General features: G+C 36.9%; 14 protein-coding genes and 1 pseudogene. 12 read left to right on the top strand and 3 right to left on the bottom strand.

The window, feature by feature from the left end; translation table 11 throughout:
• Both BZK14_RS10545 and BZK14_RS10550 read left to right on the top strand, forming a co-directional pair.
• Positions 1 to 345: pseudogene (locus BZK14_RS10545) on the top strand (MATE family efflux transporter); the annotation flags it as partial.
• A gap of 151 nt (positions 346 to 496) precedes the next feature.
• Entirely contained in the window at positions 497 to 739 is a 243-nt protein-coding gene (locus BZK14_RS10550; protein ID WP_077926455.1) for a glycine zipper 2TM domain-containing protein, read from the top strand.
• Positions 740 to 790: 51 nt separating this feature from the next.
• Here BZK14_RS10550 and BZK14_RS10555 read toward each other — a convergent pair whose 3' ends face one another.
• From BZK14_RS10555 to ttrB, 3 genes are read right to left on the bottom strand one after another with little or no spacing between them, the layout of a single operon-like run.
• Positions 791 to 3,889 (bottom strand): molybdopterin dinucleotide binding domain-containing protein, encoded by a 3,099-nt coding sequence (locus tag BZK14_RS10555; protein WP_077926456.1) that lies wholly within the window; start codon positions 3,887 to 3,889, stop codon positions 791 to 793.
• Positions 3,882 to 4,958: an NrfD/PsrC family molybdoenzyme membrane anchor subunit gene (gene nrfD, locus BZK14_RS10560; protein WP_077926457.1), complete on the bottom strand. Its 1,077-nt coding sequence runs from the start codon at positions 4,956 to 4,958 to the stop codon at positions 3,882 to 3,884. The genes BZK14_RS10555 and nrfD overlap by 8 nt, the downstream gene beginning before the upstream one ends.
• Positions 4,955 to 5,689 (bottom strand): tetrathionate reductase subunit TtrB, encoded by a 735-nt coding sequence (gene ttrB / locus BZK14_RS10565; RefSeq protein WP_077926458.1) that lies wholly within the window; start codon positions 5,687 to 5,689, stop codon positions 4,955 to 4,957. Before ttrB ends, nrfD begins: the two co-directional genes overlap by 4 nt.
• A gap of 163 nt (positions 5,690 to 5,852) precedes the next feature.
• Between ttrB and BZK14_RS10570 the strand changes: the two genes are divergently transcribed.
• From BZK14_RS10570 to BZK14_RS10615, 10 genes are all read left to right on the top strand, one after another.
• On the top strand, positions 5,853 to 7,586 hold the full coding sequence (locus BZK14_RS10570; RefSeq protein ID WP_077926459.1) for a sensor histidine kinase: 1,734 nt from the start codon (positions 5,853 to 5,855) through the stop codon (positions 7,584 to 7,586).
• A gap of 38 nt (positions 7,587 to 7,624) precedes the next feature.
• Positions 7,625 to 8,656: a toxin-antitoxin system YwqK family antitoxin gene (locus tag BZK14_RS10575; RefSeq protein ID WP_077926460.1), complete on the top strand. Its 1,032-nt coding sequence runs from the start codon at positions 7,625 to 7,627 to the stop codon at positions 8,654 to 8,656.
• 49 nt (positions 8,657 to 8,705) lie between these two features.
• Positions 8,706 to 9,296, top strand: coding sequence for a response regulator (locus BZK14_RS10580; protein ID WP_077926461.1), 591 nt, complete (start codon positions 8,706 to 8,708; stop codon positions 9,294 to 9,296).
• Positions 9,297 to 9,299: 3 nt separating this feature from the next.
• Complete coding sequence (locus BZK14_RS10585) at positions 9,300 to 10,127, top strand: AraC family transcriptional regulator (RefSeq protein WP_077926462.1); 828 nt, start codon at positions 9,300 to 9,302, stop codon at positions 10,125 to 10,127.
• Between the two features lie 319 nt (positions 10,128 to 10,446).
• Positions 10,447 to 11,157 (top strand): AzlC family ABC transporter permease, encoded by a 711-nt coding sequence (locus tag BZK14_RS10590; protein ID WP_077926463.1) that lies wholly within the window; start codon positions 10,447 to 10,449, stop codon positions 11,155 to 11,157.
• 1 nt (position 11,158) lies between these two features.
• Positions 11,159 to 11,485, top strand: coding sequence for an AzlD domain-containing protein (locus tag BZK14_RS10595; RefSeq protein WP_077926464.1), 327 nt, complete (start codon positions 11,159 to 11,161; stop codon positions 11,483 to 11,485).
• Positions 11,486 to 11,615: 130 nt separating this feature from the next.
• Positions 11,616 to 14,507, top strand: a complete 2,892-nt coding sequence (locus tag BZK14_RS10600; RefSeq protein WP_077926465.1) for an insulinase family protein — start codon at positions 11,616 to 11,618, stop codon at positions 14,505 to 14,507.
• 81 nt (positions 14,508 to 14,588) lie between these two features.
• Positions 14,589 to 16,322 (top strand): coiled-coil domain-containing protein, encoded by a 1,734-nt coding sequence (locus tag BZK14_RS10605; RefSeq protein WP_245831322.1) that lies wholly within the window; start codon positions 14,589 to 14,591, stop codon positions 16,320 to 16,322.
• A gap of 8 nt (positions 16,323 to 16,330) precedes the next feature.
• The gene (locus tag BZK14_RS10610) at positions 16,331 to 17,089 is read left to right on the top strand and encodes a Nif3-like dinuclear metal center hexameric protein (protein ID WP_077926466.1); all 759 of its coding nucleotides are present in this window, start codon (positions 16,331 to 16,333) and stop codon (positions 17,087 to 17,089) included.
• An 8-nt stretch (positions 17,090 to 17,097) separates the two neighbouring features.
• On the top strand, positions 17,098 to 17,846 hold a 749-nt coding region (locus BZK14_RS10615; protein ID WP_483887737.1), incomplete at its 3' end, for an AsmA family protein.

Raw genomic sequence — 17,846 nt, forward strand, 5'->3', positions numbered from 1 at the left:
GTATTCTTCCCATCACTTGTTGTTGAATTTTTTAATCCATCGCCAGAGCTTGCTAAAGTCGCAATTAATGCCATTAAAATTGTGACTGTTTTATTTCCTTTAGCAGGCTTTCAAATCGTTGTGACGATTTTCTTTCAAAGCATTGGTAAAGTGAAGCACTCCATCTTTTTAAGTTTGAGTCGTCAAATTATATTCTTAATTCCTGGGCTATTTATTTTTCCATTATATTTTGGTATTGATGGTGTTTGGTATGCAATTTTTGCAGCAGATTTAGTTTCAACATGTACTGCAGCTTTGTTTTTATGGGTTCAGTTGAAGGAATTTAGAAGATTTTTAAAGCCTTAAAGGTTTTCTAACATAAAGATTTAAGTAGATAATTTTCCATTTTAACTACATTTATACTGATTTGTATAGTTGATTTTTAATATTTTCTTTGTGAAAAAAATTAAGATACAGTAAAAAAATCCCTACTAAATTAATATACTAGGAGGAAAATATGCATAAAATTCTTAGAGTTGTAATGTTAGGCGGACTGGTGATGGCTGTATCAGCATGCTCAACATGGGAAGGTATGAGCACAAGAGAAAAATCTATGGTCAGTGGTGTTGCTGTGGGGGCTGTTGCTGGTAACTTAGTTTCTAATCACTCAGCATGGGCTACAGTTGGTGGTGCCGCATTGGGTGGTTTAGCAGGTGATCAAATTGGAAAAGCTGTTGAAAAGAAAAAGGATAAAAAATAATCATCAAGAAAATAGGAGGTAGAGTTATTCCACCTCCTATTCCTGATAGAACTAAATTTTGATAATTCGTGCTGGAATGCCTTGACGAACCACAGCACCTGATGCCCAATCAATCCATGGTGATGGAATGTTTCGGCTAGGATCTTGAATTGCTAGATCATTCAAGTTCAAACCGCTGCCAACATGTTCATTAAAGTACAAAGGTACACCATCAATATAATGAACACGTGCGCCCATATCTCTATGACCATAACCATGTTCAATGGCAATCACACCTGGCATCACACCATCTAGTACCATGATCTGTGCTTCGTGCTTGCCTGATGGAGATTCAATGTTCACGATATCACCATTCTCAATGCCCATATTCACCGCATCATTCGCATTCACGCCTACAATATTCGTTGGTTTAATCATACGCATACGGATATTTGAGCCCGCTGTGCTACTGATTAAGTTGGATTTAAATGATGTTAATAAGAATGGCCATTCTTTTTGTGTATAGTGATCACGCATACTTGAACCATCCATGAAACGCGATGGATAATACGTTGGACAACCGCTATAACGCTCTTCAGTCATGCAATGTTTATGGATGCCTACTTGTTCATTCCATAGCTGTAGAGTCGCATCCCATTTTTTATTCATATGCTCTTGATCCCAACCTGTATCAAAGTTTGCAGTTCTGCCACCGCGAGCATACATATAAGCAACTTTCAATTGTTCTTCAGGTTTAAGTACATTTTCGATGCGAGATTTTAAACGGCTCACACCAGTTAAACGCATATCTTCACGGGTTGCATCAGGTACGGGAGAACCATCATATGCAACATTGGCAGCTGCTCTTAAATAGTAATCTTCAGGTTTATGGAAAGGATAATGAATTTCAGGGTTTTTAGAATCTTGAATACCTTTGTCACCAAATCCTGGTAAATCCATCATTTTTGCAACAGCAATGAAGAACGTTTCCATACAAATTGCATCGCCTTCAGCATTTTTATCCACACGTGGCTCAACAATTGGCCAGCGGGCGGTAGATGCTTTAAAAGGTACGCCAGCCCAAGGATTCGTAAAGCCCCAACTTTCAAAGTTATGGGTATCTGGCACGATGTAGTCTGCAAAGGCGGTGGTTTCATTGATGAATGCATCAATCGCGACAAATAATGGTAAGACTTTTGGATCAGCCAATTGCTCACCTAAAATTTGTCTAAAGCCTGTGATGCCATAAACAGGATTCGTCATGTGGCTAATCCATGCTTTCAATGGATAAGGATCATTGGCAAAAGCAGATGCAATCACTTCAGATGTTTGACCACCTGCAAATGGGAACCAAGGGCGAGAAGCAGGGTAAGGGTTTTTGCCTTCTTGCTTTAACAATTTAAATGCAGTGGATGTTTCATAAGGCTTTTTAGAACGTGCCAATAACATGCCTTTTGGCTCTACTTTACCTTCAAAGTCCACCATGTTGTATCTTGGGCCTGGCGTATATTCTTTGTATTTACCACCATTGACCAACATTCCACCTTTGTGGTTCATGTTACCAATCAATACGTTCAAAGCCATGATCGACCAAGCATTGTAGAAACCATTGCCACTCATCATGCCACCATGTGTAACTACAGCAACTTTACGGCCGTGGCTTGTGAATTTACGTGCTAAACCTTTAATCGTGGATTCAGGTACACCACACATTTCACTGTATTCTGCAACAGTGTGTTTACGTGCTGATTCAGTCAATAATGTGAAGCTTGATTTCAATAACGCTGTTGAGCCATCGCGCAATGTGATTTCTTGGTTAACATCCAATACACCGATTGGTGAAGTTGATTCAGGCATAAAGCTTTGAGATGCTTCATCCAAAACTAAAATAGCACTTTGAGCACGCTCACCTTCAATCTCTTTTATATCCCATTCACGTAAGAATTTACCATATAAGGGATGATTTTCATTTGCAATCACTAAGTGCGTAGCATTACACACGCTCACCTCATCATTGTGATCCATGCCCGCTTTACCTGGTGTTTTTAGATACTTTTCGTTGTACCATTTTTCATCAATGATGGTACGAATCAATGCCATTGCCATTGCTGAATCTGTGCCTGGTAAAATGGGGACCCAAGTATTATTGTTGGTTGCCAACGTGCTAGTTAATTGTAAGTTTGGTGCAACTACAGCATAAGAGAAATCTTCAGCATCTTTCATGCGTGCTTTTGCTAATAAACGACCTTGGCGTTTGAATGGGTTACCTGATTGTGCTGGTGATGTACCCATGAAAATGGCAAATTCGATATTGTCAAAATCAGGTTTTGCATGAGCATTTTTTTGCATATCATTCATCAATGCGCCAGAACCTAAACGGTATGCCATACCACAGTATGCACCATGTGCTGCAAAGTTTTTTGTCCCAAAAGATTCATTGGCAAAACGCTTGACCAAAGCTTCACGGCCTTCGTTACCTGCGTTTGTTACTAATAATTGGTTCGCTTTCGGGCCATATTCAGGAAAATTCGGATCAATTGGTGTTTTGAGATCACGAATGGCGCGTAAACCATCCACATGACCTTCACCAAACAAATCACCGCCTTCCACAACTTCTTTCACGAGTTGCTCGAAAGAGATGCGTTCCCATTTGCCTTCACCGCGTTTACCTACGCGTTTTAAAGGTGATAATACTCGATATTTACTGGTTAAACCCTCGCCCATAGAAGCACCGCGCGCGCAAGCGGTGGAGCGATCATTAATGCCTGATTCACCACCTAATCTTGTCCATGCATCTGTAATCGGTGTTTCATAAGGAAAATGTTCTTCATGTGATAATGGGCTGTATGGATTACCACAAATGCGGATCACTTCATTTTTAGCTTGGTCCACGCGAACACGTACACCGCAAACAGTCCAGCAACCAAAGCATTGTGTATTGGACATCACTTGACCGGGTGTTTGTTCAAACTGGCCATCTTTGATTACACCTTCTACAGGTAAAGCATTACCAAAAATTCTGTTATCTGTTGGCTCAGCAGAAGTGCCTTTCACCATGCCTACAACCATATTTTTAGCTGTATTACTGTAACCTGCAACAAAGGCACCAACACCGCCAGCAGCTGCAATGCTTTTTAAGATATTGCGGCGTTTTTTGTTAGTCTTATCCATGTTGAACTCCTTTGAATGTAAACCAGCGGTCGTTAAGTAAGCTCCAGAACACAATCAGAAGTGTGAGCCATAAACCAAATGTTGAAATGATGCCAAGTGCGCCATCGAATCCCCAACTTAAGTGATAAGGATTGATGAAAATATTGTATTTTGGCAAGGTTTGAACTTGCATGAGGATTGCCCAGCGAATTGTCCAAGCTAAAGATAAACTGAATAATGCTAGGATTGTATGAATAAACCAACCTAAGTTTTTATCAGCTTTGAATGTGTATAGCGTATAAACGAATAGGGCGATGATATAAACCAATACACCCAAGCCAATTGTGAACCAAACACTACCTTTATCAGGTAATGATCTAAATGCCTCACCTGCCGGAGTGCTAGATGTCGCCCAACCGATGAGAGAGACAACTACGCCCACTAATGCAAAAAGCTGTAATCGATTTAAACAGGTATTTTGTTCTTGAACATTTGCCCAATTTTTCCAAGTTTTTACTAACATTGGAATTGTTTGTAAGGCAGTGAAGAATAGTGTCCAAGGTAACCAAGGTGTAAACCACATTGCTTGTGCTTGTAATACATTCACTTCTTTACCTGTATACAATAAAATTCCTAAAGCAAATAGTGCCAATGGAATACAGCAAAACGGAATGAGTTTAGTTTCGTTATAATTGAACCAATGAACAAAACGCAACCATTTAAATGTTTTGTTTTTAGTTGTATTTTCACGTAAGACTAATAAAAATTGTAAAAGTAAAAATACAACAAAGAATGGCACGATGATCGCGCCGATCCACATCCAGGACCATGGCGTGAAGGATAGGTAAAAATTAACGATACGTCCTGGTTGATGTAGATCGGCACTTAAAGCGATGGGCCCGACAATACCTGTAGTTGCGGCGATGGCTAAAGTGATCATTTCTGCTTTTGGATATAAACCTTTACGGAATAATCGTAAAAATATAGCAATTAAAGCACCTGTTGCAGCAATCCCGATGAAGAAGAAATATTGTACAGCCCAAGGTAACCAAGCCAATTCTTGTGGTACTGTGAGAATTTCACGAATCATAGTTTTACCTCCTGCCAAAGCATTGCTTGACCTTGTACATTACTTGTAAATGCTTCATCTAAGCCAATATAAAAGACTTGTGGAATCGTTCCTTGTTCAGGCTTGAGCACTTTGATTTGATCTTTGAATTCAATGAGCATTTTGCTGATCTCACTCTCAGGATCTTTCATATCACCAATAATGCGTGCACCGCCAACACACGATTCCACGCAACCGGGTAATAAACCTGCTTCTAAGCGATGAACACAGAATGTACATTTATCTGCTGTGCCTGTTTCATGATTGATGAAACGTGCTTCATAAGGGCAAGCTTGCACACAATAAGCACAGCCTACACATTTTTTGTTATCCACAACTACGATGCCATCTTTACGTTGGAATGTTGCTTGCACAGGACAAACAGGTACGCAAGGTGGATTATCACAGTGATTACATAAACGCGGTAAAACCACATTGGTGGCTTCTTGGTTTGCATTGTTGATCACTTGATATTGGCGAACAGTCGTTCTAAATTGTCCCGGTGGCATTTGATTTTCCACAGAACAGCTCACGGTGCAAGCTTGGCAACCAATACAACGGCGCAAATCAATCATCATGCCATAGCGCTTGGATTCATCACCTTCTCTACGAGGTGGTGCCATCGCAGCTTGTGCTTCGGCTAAACTCATTACAGTTGCTCCTGCTGTAATGGTTGCCAGTTGTTTTAATAGTTCTCGACGGTTTAAAGTCATAAGATCTTTCCCTTTTAAATTTGTGACTTTCCCCAAAAGCCACTAGAATCACTGACTATATATTCATCATTTTTGGGTTAAGCCTCTATTGTGGAAAACCACATAAAGGGTTAAAAATTGATTTGTGACAAGAAAGGCGAGCGTGAAACGATATAAATCCCTTATGAATAAAGTTTTTTTGATTTTTATCTTACTGATTTTGTCATTGTCAAAAGCAGAAACACTGCCCATTAAGAAAATAAAAGTGGCGATTTTGGCACCCATGGGTAAAGAAGCAACATTGAAAAGTTGGGAAGGTTTTAAAACTTTATTAGAAAAAGATTTTCCGGAAGATGAAATTATTTTAATGCCTGTGACAATTGAGCAATTTCAAAAAACTGCTTTGAATAATGAAGCTGACTTATTGATCGCGAATCAAACGGCATTTTTATCTGTTTTTCCTGACATTAAATTACGATGGCTCGCCAGTTTAGAACGTAATAGTAGTGCTTTTAATCCTAATTCTGTCGTGGGAAGCACCATTTTAGTACGTAGTGATAGCAATATTTATCATATTAAAGATTTAAAAAATCAAAGAGTTTCGGCTGTTTCTAAAGATGCTTTAGGCGGATTTTTATTAGGCTATAAAGCCATTTATAAGGAAGGATTAGAAGCCCCTAAAGATTATTTTATAACATTTACAGGTTATCCGATTGAACGTGGTGTTTTTACTGTCCAAAGCCAATTGGTGGATGCAGCGATTATTCCCACCTGTTTATATGAAAACATGGTAAAAGCAAGGCAGATTAATCCAAAAGATTATCGAGTGATTGCTGCGAATGAAACAGTAGCTAGCTGTGTAAGTTCAACGCCCTTGGTATATAACTGGTCATTGGCAGCACTGCCCACATTGACAGAAAAAGAAGCGCAGGTTATTCAAAAATCTTTATTTGAAAATCAAGATCCTACTTTATCTACTTGGCGATTGCCCGTAGGTTTAGGTGAAATTTATTCAATGCAGCGGTTGGCAGGTTTGATTAAAGTGGATGAAACTTTGTGGGAAACCTTTTGGCGCATTACGAATCAATATAAATTATGGATCATTGCGATCGCATTCATTATGCTTTTATTAGCAGTGAATCATGGTTGGCTCACTTGGATTGCACGAAAACGCCGTGTTGCTTTGGAATCTTCGTATCATCGCTTACATGAATATGAAAAAATGCTCTCCCGAGCAGACCGCGTGAATATTTTGGGTGAAGTGGCAAGCGGTATTGGGCATGAACTCAATCAACCGTTGATGGCGATTCGTAATTATGCAGAAGGCAGTTTACTTGGTTTGCAAAAAGGGCGTGATCCACAATCATTCATTCAGCCAATCGAACGTATTGTGCAGCAAGTGGAGCAGTGTAACTCTATCATTAAGAATCTGCAATCGTGGGTCAAACCTACAACGATGGATCAATTTGAATGGTTTAATTTCAATGATTTTATGACAAGAATGATCGAAATTATTCGTTTGCAAACTAAAAATCGTGTGGAAATTGAACTGCATATTAATTGTGATCAAAAGGTTTTTACAGTGGTTTCTATTTTGGAACAGGTGATGATGAATTCACTATTAAATGCGATTCAAGCAGGTGCTAATCACATCATCATCGAAGCACATTGCCATCAGGATTATTATAAAATTTTGATCATGGATAATGGTTCAGGTTTTACAAAAGAAGAGTTAGATGCACCATTTGTGCCGTTTAGAACATCCAAAGCCACAGGATTAGGATTGGGTTTAGTGATTTGCGAGCGATTAATGGCTGTGATTGGTGGTAAATTTAGAATCGATAACCGCAAAGACGGTGAAAAAGGCGCTTCTGTGAGAATCATCATCCCAACAGGCTCAACGATTGAGGAAAATTGATAACAATAATATCCATATGAAATTCAAAAGGTAAAATTATGTTAAAGAAAAGCTTAATAGGATTATTGATCTTGGTATTAGTTGGTGGTTATTACTTTGTATATCCTATATATCAAAAAGATAAGGCAGAAAAACTAAGAATGTATAAATCTGCAAAAGAAGCTTGGCTTCAAAGCCAAAGAGAGAACATCGTTGATCATGATGAATATATTTATAGTGATGATCCTAGCGCAGAAGTCATTATTACTTATTACCCTAATACTCAGCAGAAAAAAGAACAATTCACACTAATTGACGGAAAAAAAGAGGGATTAGAGTTCACTTGGCGTGAAGATGGTAGTAAAGAGTTTGAATCACACTACGTAAATGGGAAGGTTGAAGGAATACATAAACGGTATGGTTTTAGAGGGGTTTTGTCTTCTGAAGGTGAATATATTAATGGATTAAAAAATGGTAGACATATTGATTATTCCATCCAACATTATCCTGAAGTAGAGCGCGAGGTTTTTTATAAAGATGGTGAGATGCATGGGAGTTATAAAACATGGGCGTGGATAACAAGAGGTGGACAATTGAATGCGGAAGCTACCTATAATAATGGAAGGCTTGAAGGGGAAGCTATCTTGTATGGAAGTACTAAAACATTCATTGGGCTTTATGACAATGGTAGGTTAATTAAATCTGACGTTATGTATACAACTGGTGAAAAAGCGGGAGAAATTACTCAAGATCCTACACAAAAATATAATTGGAAAGTAAAATTTTGGCATAAAAATGGAAATATAAGTTATGAAGGAGACCTAAGAGATCCGAAACTATCAGGAAGTGAAGGAACTCTAACAGGTGGTCAAATTTACTATACAAAGGATGGTCAAAAATTTTTAGAAAGAGAAATGAGTGTTAATCAACATTCAGGATGGTGCCGACGTTGGGATCAAGATGGCAAATTGATAGCTGAAATGTATCTTATTCGACAACGAGGCATGGATAAGAGCCAATCATATATTGGCAAAGAAGAAGATTGTGATTTGACAGAAATAGAAAATGAAATTTTAAATAATGGAGAATGAAGCAATGAGTTTATTTAATCCAAATGGCTACAAAAAATTGTAGAAAAATATGAAAATACACATTGTAGATGATGAAATCGAAGTGCGTGAATCGTGCGAGTTTTTGGTGAATCAGTTGGATTATTCATTGGTTGAGCAATGGGAAAATGGTGAGCAATTTATTGATGGTGCGGATTTATTTGAGCCTGCAATTGCTATTCTAGATTTACGTATGCCGAAAATGAACGGCGAAATAGTTGTAGAGCTTTTGAAGAAAAAGGGCAGTGTGATTGCGCCGATCATTTTAACTGGGCATGGTGAACTATCCCAAGCTGTTACATTGTTGAAAAATGGCGCGGTGGATTTTTTAGAAAAGCCCGTTTCTATGGCAAAGTTAGAAACAGCTTTAGAACGAGCTAAAAATGAAACTGAAAAATTATTTTATGAGTACACCATTCAACAGCAATTTTTGCAATTATCCGAACGTGAACAGCAAGTGAGCCAATTGGTTTATGAAGGCTTAACGAATCGAGAAATTGCTGATCAATTATGTGTTTCAGTGCGAACAGTGGAGGTGCAACGATCGAGCGCTATGAAAAAATTAAATGTGGAAACATTGGCAGAATTTGTGGTGAAATTATCAGATTTAAAAGAAGTTTAATGAATGTGTGATCGATCAGAGTTTGCAAATTATTGGCATTTGCCTGAGCTTGGTGGCTTGGAGCTTTTGAATGCTCGATATGAAGAGCAAGCTTTCACAAAGCATTCCCACGAAGGTTATTGCATTGCAGTGATCGAAGATGGTGCGCAAACCTTCCAATGGCAAGGCAGTAACTATTATGCCAATGAACGGCACATAGTGTTGATCAATGCGGATGAAGTTCATACAGGATCACCTGCGCAAGGTTCTGGTTGGGAATATCATGCCATTTATCCAACGCCTGAGATGATCGAACATATCAATAAAGATTTATTCAAGCAAACAGGTGCTCCTTGGTTCTCTGATGCGGTTGTGGACGATCAAGGTTTAGCACAGCAACTGATGCAGTTATTTTTGTTACTCGAACAAGAAGGCAATGTATTATTAAAAGAGAGTTTTTATCTTTCTACGATGGCGTATTTGATTGCGAAACATGGGCAATCAACGCCAGAAATATACAAGTTATCCGATAGTAAAAAGCAGATTTTGTGGGTGAAAGAGTTCATTTATGAATATCCTGAGCGCGAATTTACCTTAGCAGAATTAGCAAATATGGCACATTTGAGTCAATGGCATTTTTTGCGTCAATTTAATCTTTATGTGGGAATGACGCCACATAAATGGCTTATTCAAGCGCGGTTACATAAAGCGAGTCGGCTATTAAAGCAAGGTTTACGTCCTATCGATATTGCGGTGGATTGTGGTTTTTCAGATCAAAGCCATTTTAACCGCCATTTTAAAAAAGCATTTGGCGTAACACCCACTCAATATACGCAATCTTTATTTTCATAAAATAGCAATTTTGTTCTAATTTTTAATCTTTATCATCAGGAAATAGCCAATCGGGAATTTTGATGATTAAATAAATTTTTACAACTATTGTAAGCATGCCAAGAACTATTAATAAATATTGGGTTAAAGAGCTTATCATTAGGCAGAGCAATAGGAGGAATACAAGAAATAAAATCAAATACATAATTATTTACTCTTTGATGGCTGTGTTGATATTTTATCCAATGAATGGATGAAAATAGCAATTTTATTCTAGTCAAAGTTATCAGTCATTCGTAATACTAACTTTATCGTAAGTATTATGAAGGTTTTGTAGAAAATGAGTAACAAAAAATTATATGTGCAAGCTCGGCATTTTATGAAAGGATTTATGATCATGTTGCCTTTGAGTATTGCAGCATTACCTTGGGGGATTTTGGCAGGATCAATGGCGATCAATGCAGGATTATCTGTGGCGGAAGCAATGGCGATGCCGATTTTTATGTTCGCAGGTACAGCACAATTGGTGAGTTTGGGATTAGTAATGGCTGGCGCACCGATCGCTATGATCATCGTTTCAGTATTTTTTGTGACATCGCAGCATTTTATTTATGCATTAGTATTTAGAAAAAAGATTGGCAAATATCCGCTCAAAACTCGTTTAGCATTGGGTTTTTTATTAACGGATGAACTTTTTGCCATCCGTTCTAGTGTCAATTCAAGCAATCGTTATTATTTGATTGGTGCAGGCTTCTGTTTTTATTTTTTTTGGGTGATCTTTAACTATGCCGGTATTGTGGTTGCCAATACTGTGCCTGATTTACATCAATATCATTTAGATTTCTCCATTGTGGCGATTTTTATCCCGATCATCATCGCGCTGACCAAAAATAAAGCAACAGTTTTAGGTGTATTTATATCGTGTATTTGTGCATTTGTATTGCAATTATTACAGTTCAAAAGCGGATTGATTGTGGCAGGTTTAGCAGGAATGTTAGTGGCATCCTTATATGAAACATTTGTTGTGAAGCACGAAGTTGTGGAGTTATAAAATGAGTTACGGATTAATTTTTATTTTAGCAATCATCATCTATTTTAATCGTTACTTTTTTTTAGAGCCAAAAGTTGCAATTCGTTTGCCCAAATTTATTGAAAAAATGTTGAGTTTTTCAGCGCCTTGTTTGCTCAGTGTGATTTGCGTGCCAATTATCTTTTTTGATGGGGAAACAGGCTTACGAGAAATTTCCACCAATGCTTATTTATATGCAGCGATTTTTGGTTGCTTATTGATGTTTAAAGTAAAGAATGTGTTGTGGAATATGGTGGGCAGTGTGACATTTTTTTATTTATTACTTTTCCTAATTATTCCGAATATTTAATTAAGTCAAAGATCTGTTTTATTTTATATGGATCTTGAATTTTCCCTTGAATTACTAATTAACATAGCCATATTATGAAATATCCATGCCATAATGGCATTCATTTTTAATACGGTGAGGAATTTCTTACATGTCATTTACCCAGCTAAAAACAACTTACATTGATTCATTGAATGTAACTTTGGAAGAATATGTTCATAACGAAACAAAAGCGAAGCATTTTCACATTGCATCAGATGATACGAACAACACATTTTTAGTGGGGTTTTTGACGGTCCCTCAGGATTCTACAGGCGTTGCACATATTTTAGAACATACAGCATTGTGTGGATCTAAAAATTATCCTGTGCGTGATCCATTCTTTATGATGATTCGCCGTTCATTAAATACATTCATGAATGCTTTTACATCATCAGATTGGACGGCTTATCCATTTTCAAGTCAAAACAAAAAAGATTTCTATAATTTAATGAATATTTATTTGGATGCAGCATTTTTTCCAAATTTAAATTACTATGATTTTTTACAAGAAGGACATAGATTTGAGTTTGAAGAACCTGAAAATCCTAAGAGTCCATTGATTTATAAAGGTGTTGTTTTTAATGAAATGAAAGGTGCAATGAGCTCACCAATTTCATTATTATATCAAGAGATTACGACGAATTTATTTCCAACAGTGACTTATCATCATAATTCTGGCGGTGATCCTAAAAATATTCCTGATTTAACACATGAAGCATTAAAAGCATTCCATGCAAAACATTATCATCCTTCTAATAGTGTGATTTTTACGTATGGTAATTTAGATCCGAAAGAACACCAAAAAGTATTTGAAGAACGTGTATTGTCACAATTTACAGCAGAAAAATTTGATTTTGCAGTACCAGATGAACAGCGTTTTGATGCGCCTAAAAATGTTGTGAGTTATTATCCTTTACCCAAAGAAGAAAGTTTGGAAAAGAAAACACACGTGATTGATACTTGGTTACTCGGACCCATTTATGATAACTATGATGTGATGCGTGCACGCATTTTAAGTGGTGTATTGTTAGATAATTCAAGTTCACCATTACGTTTAGCATTAGAAAGTTCTGATTTAGGTATTGCACCTTCCACTTTCTGTGGTTTAGAAGATAGCACCAAAGAGATTTTCTTCTGCGCTGGCTTAGAAGGTACAGATGGCAATACAGAGGCTGTTGATGAATTAATCATGTCAACTTTACGTAAAGTTCGTGATGAAAATGTTGATATTTCAGTAGTTGAATCTGTTTTGCATCAACTGGAGTTATCTTCACGTGAAATCACAGAAGGCCGTATGCCTTATGGTTTGAATATGATTTTACAATGTTTAGCACCTGTATTACATGGCGGCGAAGCTGTTGATGCATTAGCGATTGATAATGTGTTGTTAAAAATGCGTGAAGAGATCCAAAATCCGAACTTTATTCCAGAATTAATAGATCGTATGTTGATTAATAATCCGCATAAATTATGTTTAACTGTTCGTCCAAGTCATACTATGGCTGATGAGATTGTTGCAGATGAAAAAGCACGTTTGGCAAAAATTCAATCAGAATTGACAGAACAAGCCCAGAAAAAAATCATTGATGAGGCAATGGAACTGAAGCGCCGCCAAGGCCAAATTGATGATATTAGTTGTTTGCCAATGGTAACACGTGAAGATATTCCTAAAAAGTTAGCAATTCCTGAAGTTGTAGCAAGTAAAATTGATGATCAAACAATATATGCAGGGGCTGTAAATACAAATGGTATGATTTATCAGAGTTTAATTGTTGAATTGCCAAAATTAACAGCTGAAGAAAGTCGATTATTACCATATTTGAATAGCATTTTAACGGATGTTGGTTGTGGTTCTTTGAGTTATACAGAACAACAAGCGCGAATTTATGCTGTAACGGGTGGGTTGAGTGCAACAACGCTTTATCAAGCAGATCACAAGAATGGTCAGTTGAAGGCTTTATGGGTTTTATCAGGTAAAGCATTAGCTAATAATAGTCATCATCTATCAGATGTTTTGAAGGAAACATTCTTCAGCGCACGATTTGATGAAATCAAACGTATTCAAGAGTTGTTGAATCAAATTAAATTATCACGCGAAGAAGGTATTGTTTCTAATGGTCATCTATTTGCCATGGGGGCTGCAAGCCAGAATACTTCTGAATTGAATTATTTATCTGAAGAAATTGGGGGCATGAAAGGTATTCAGCAGGGTAATATTTTAACTGAACGTTTGAAAGATAATTCTGAATGTGAGGTTTTTGCTGAAAAGCTGAAAGCATTATTACATAAGCTCAATGGTGCTCGTTATGAATTAATGTCGATTTCTAGTGCAGATGAATTGCCAGATTATAGTAGTTATTTGGCGAAAACTTTAGCGCACAATACCGTTGAAAATGAAACATATCAATTTCCATTTACAGTACCGAATGAGCCTTTAAATATTGGTTGGGCAATTAATGCGCCAGTACATTACTGTGGTAAAAGCTATAAAGTTGTCACAGCTGATCATGAGGATGCACCTGCTTTGACGATTTTAGCAGGCTTTTTACGTAATGGTTATTTACATCGTGCTATCCGTGAGCAAGGTGGTGCTTATGGTGGCGGTGCAAATTATAATGGGAAAGGTGGTGCATTTAACTTTTTCAGCTATCGTGATCCTCGTTTGACAGAAACATTGGCAGATTTTAATGCGGCGATTGATTGGATGTTGAGCACTGAACATGAACAATTGGCTTTAGAAGAAGCTGTATTGGGTGTTATTTCTAGTATTGATAAGCCAGCATCGCCGGCAGCTGAGTATCAAGCAACAGCTTTTGCAAATTATTTTGGCAATACACCAGAGATGCGCGAAACATTTCGTGCCAATGTTTTAAAAGTAACATTGGATGATTTAAAAAATATAACACGTAAATATTTTGTGGATAAATCAGCTGATATTGCTGTACTTGGACCTAAGGATGCGCTTGAGAAAGCTAATTTGAAGGTTTATACTTTTGCTTAGAATTGTTAAGATAGGCGCTCGCAAGGGCGCTTTTTTATGCCCACCTAGTTTTGATTGATCATTTAGCCTTGAGGAGATAATGTGCCTAAAAAGAGATTAATTCATCGTTTACAGCATTTCTTATTATTGGGAATAATTTGTTTTTTATCGACAGCAATTGCACAAACTGATGCTGTTACTACTGCCGCTATGACTATGGAAAAAAATAATCAGTGCTGTGCAGAGTTAAATCAAATTGATCAATCTTTAAGGGAAAATCTAGATAAGCAAAAACAGATACAAAATAACCTAAAAAAGACTGAAGATGAAGAGAGAATTAATGAGCTAACGACGAGTTTAGAAACATTAAAGGCGCAAGAAAAAAGTTTAGAAAGTATTTTTAATAAAATGGCTTTTGGTGGCATTAATCCGAGTCTTTTAGTTAATAAATCTACAAATGCTGTTGATTTTAAATGGCAAGAAGAGCTTTTAGTGATTGTTAAGCCTTTATTTGCTGAAATGCGCTCATTGACCGAGAAACCAAGAGAAAAGGATCGTCTTAATAACGAGCATTTAGAGCTAGAAAATAAATATAAAGCTATTTCAGATGGTTTACAGGCACTGAAAACAATCCCTGAAGATCAAGTAACGCCAGAAGCTAAAAAACGTCTTGATGTACTAAGACAACAGTGGACAAGTTATCAGCAGGAGTTGTTGAATCAGAAAAATATAGTTGATTTGCAATTAAAAGATTTAGAAACAACAGCGGTTTCGTTAGAAGAGCGTATTAAAAATGCCTTGAGTGCTATATTTTTAGGGCGCGGTTTAATTTTATTGATGGCTGTATTGGCAGGAACAGCTGTTGTATTAATATTTGGCGTTGGCATGAAAAGAGCCTATATTCGTTTTGAACAAAAACGTAATAAACAACGTAAATCTCGCAAAGTTAATACACGATTACGCTTTTTATGGATTGTTTATAACCTGATTGTATATGTTTCAGCTGTACTGGCATTTTTGAGTGTCATTTATGTGCAAGGAGATATGGTTCTCTTTGGATTAGCAGTTTTATTAATCTTTTTTGGTATTATTAGTTTACGTAATTCTGCACCACAGTATGTCAGCGAGTTAAAAATATTTTTAAATCTTGGGGCAGTACGAGAAGGTGAGCGTATTATGTATCGTGGTATTCCATGGGAAGTTAAACGCTTAAGTTTTTATTGTACATGCGTGAATCCTTTGTTGGAAAATGGCCGTATCCGTATTTCGTTAAGTGAAATAGCAGGTTTAAATTCTCGTCCATTCAATTCTGAAGAAGAATGGTTTCCTACACAGGTAGGTGATCAAATATTTTTACCTGATGGCAGTTATGGTTTAGTGAAAAGACAAACACCAGAAATGGTTTATTTAGAATCTTTTTTTAGAGAGATCATGATTCCGACAGCGACGTTCTATAATATGCAGGTACAGAATGTTTGTAACGGATTTTATGCTACACCAACTTTTGGATTAGATTATATTCATAGAGATCTGCCTGTTGCAGAAGTTTCGGCTGCTTTTGAAGAGAAAATTCGTGAAAAACTGAATGAATTGGGGTTAACAGAATATTTAAGAAGTTTAAGTATTCAGGTTAAGCGTATTATTTATGGGCAAGCAATTGAATATACCGCTATTCTAGAATTTAGTATGGAAGCTGCTGGTTGGTATTGGCGTGTTGAACGTATGGTGAATCATGCGGGATTGGAAGTTTGTCAGGAAAAAGGCTGGCAGTTACCACGTCAACAAATCTCAGTGGATAATCATTCTTCGATACAAACGGGATTGGATAAAGGATAAGATCATTTATGAATATTTTTGAGTTAGAACGTATCATTAATGAAAAATTACACTCAAATTTCATTAAAGATTATGCACCGAATGGTTTGCAAGTGGAAGGTAAACATGAGGTGAGAAAAATTGTTACAGGCGTCACTGCATCACAACGTTTGATTGATATCGCAATTGAAAAGAAAGCAGATGTGCTTTTGGTACATCATGGATATTTTTGGCGTGGTGAAGATGCCCGAATTATTCATATGAAATATCGTCGGATTTCATCATTGATTAAAAATGATATAAATCTTATGGGGTATCATTTGCCATTAGATATGGCGCCAGAGATTGGTAATAACGCTAAGATCGCTGAACTTTTAAATATTTTAGATGTAGAGCCATTAGATCCTTTAGAGCAACCTCCTTTGATTTTGAAAGGTAGACTTAAGCAACCAATGAAAGGTGAAGTTTTGGGTGAAATTATAGGGCATATGTTTAAAAGAAAACCATTACATATTGCACCTGAATCTGGAAAATTAATTGAAACTATTGCGTGGTGTAGTGGTGGTGCTCAAGATTATATTGATAAAGCAGCTGAATTTGGTGTGGATGCTTATTTATCAGGGGAAATCAGTGAGAGAACAACACACAGTGCGCGTGAGTTAGATATTCACTATTATTCTGCAGGACATCATGCAACAGAACGCTATGGTATTGAGGCCTTGGGTGAATGGTTAAAGCAGGAATATCAATTAGATGTTGAGTTCATTGATTGTGATAATCCAGTGTAGAGAAACCCATGACGGCAAAAATCAAAGCTAATGGTGATTCAGTAGAATCACAATCTGTAACTTCTACTAACAAGAAGAAAAGCCCTTGGCGCTGGTTGCGTCGTTTGATTTATACAATCCTAGGATTAGTGATGCTAATCTTAGGATTAGTATCATTTGTCATCTTTACAGAAACAGGTTTAAGGTTCGTTAATTATGCACTTAAACATTCACCTGTAAGTGAAATGGTACAAATTGATGAATTGAAGGGATCATTGTGGCAAGGTATTCAATTTGATCGAATTTATATAGCATTACCAGAGCAAAATTATATTGAGTTATGGGATGGAAGTTTACAATGGGATCTTAAAAAGCTTGTAGAGCGTTCTGTGACAATTGAGTCACTCTCCCTTAAAAAAGCCGATATTATGATGCCAGTTGCGGGAGAGCCAACGCCAACAGATCCTAATTCACCACCTTTTTTACCATTTTCATTTCAACGAGGTCAGTTACCTATAGATATTATAATAAATTCTGTAGTGGCAACTGATGTTGCAGTCATTTTACCTGATTTATCTGTGTATGTTGATCAAGCAAAAGTGCAAGAAGGTTTGATTGATCAAGAAACATGGGCATTTAAAGATATTAGTTATAAAGGTTTGCTAAATATTGGTGATGATATGACATTACCATTAAATGCAACAGCGAGTATAGATGTCGATAAGCAGACAGAAGCTGTAAATATTCGTTTAAAAAATGCAACAAAAGAGATGAGAGT

This window comes from Wohlfahrtiimonas larvae, from assembly GCF_002006755.1.
Classification (GTDB): Bacteria; Pseudomonadota; Gammaproteobacteria; order Cardiobacteriales; family Wohlfahrtiimonadaceae; genus Wohlfahrtiimonas; species Wohlfahrtiimonas larvae.

Excerpts from the sequence above, each read along its gene's own strand:
- BZK14_RS10595 (WP_077926464.1), top strand. The coding sequence starts at position 11,159 with ATGAGTTACGGATTAATTTTTATTTTAGCAATCATCATCTATTTTAAT.
- BZK14_RS10555 (WP_077926456.1), bottom strand. The coding sequence starts at position 3,889 with ATGGATAAGACTAACAAAAAACGCCGCAATATCTTAAAAAGCATTGCA.
- BZK14_RS10570 (WP_077926459.1), top strand. The coding sequence starts at position 5,853 with ATGAATAAAGTTTTTTTGATTTTTATCTTACTGATTTTGTCATTGTCA.
- BZK14_RS10580 (WP_077926461.1), top strand. The coding sequence starts at position 8,706 with ATGAAAATACACATTGTAGATGATGAAATCGAAGTGCGTGAATCGTGC.
- BZK14_RS10600 (WP_077926465.1), top strand. The coding sequence starts at position 11,616 with ATGTCATTTACCCAGCTAAAAACAACTTACATTGATTCATTGAATGTA.
- BZK14_RS10550 (WP_077926455.1), top strand. The coding sequence starts at position 497 with ATGCATAAAATTCTTAGAGTTGTAATGTTAGGCGGACTGGTGATGGCT.
- BZK14_RS10590 (WP_077926463.1), top strand. The coding sequence starts at position 10,447 with ATGAGTAACAAAAAATTATATGTGCAAGCTCGGCATTTTATGAAAGGA.
- BZK14_RS10575 (WP_077926460.1), top strand. The coding sequence starts at position 7,625 with ATGTTAAAGAAAAGCTTAATAGGATTATTGATCTTGGTATTAGTTGGT.
- BZK14_RS10585 (WP_077926462.1), top strand. The coding sequence starts at position 9,300 with ATGTGTGATCGATCAGAGTTTGCAAATTATTGGCATTTGCCTGAGCTT.
- ttrB (WP_077926458.1), bottom strand. The coding sequence starts at position 5,689 with ATGACTTTAAACCGTCGAGAACTATTAAAACAACTGGCAACCATTACA.
- BZK14_RS10610 (WP_077926466.1), top strand. The coding sequence starts at position 16,331 with ATGAATATTTTTGAGTTAGAACGTATCATTAATGAAAAATTACACTCA.
- nrfD (WP_077926457.1), bottom strand. The coding sequence starts at position 4,958 with ATGATTCGTGAAATTCTCACAGTACCACAAGAATTGGCTTGGTTACCT.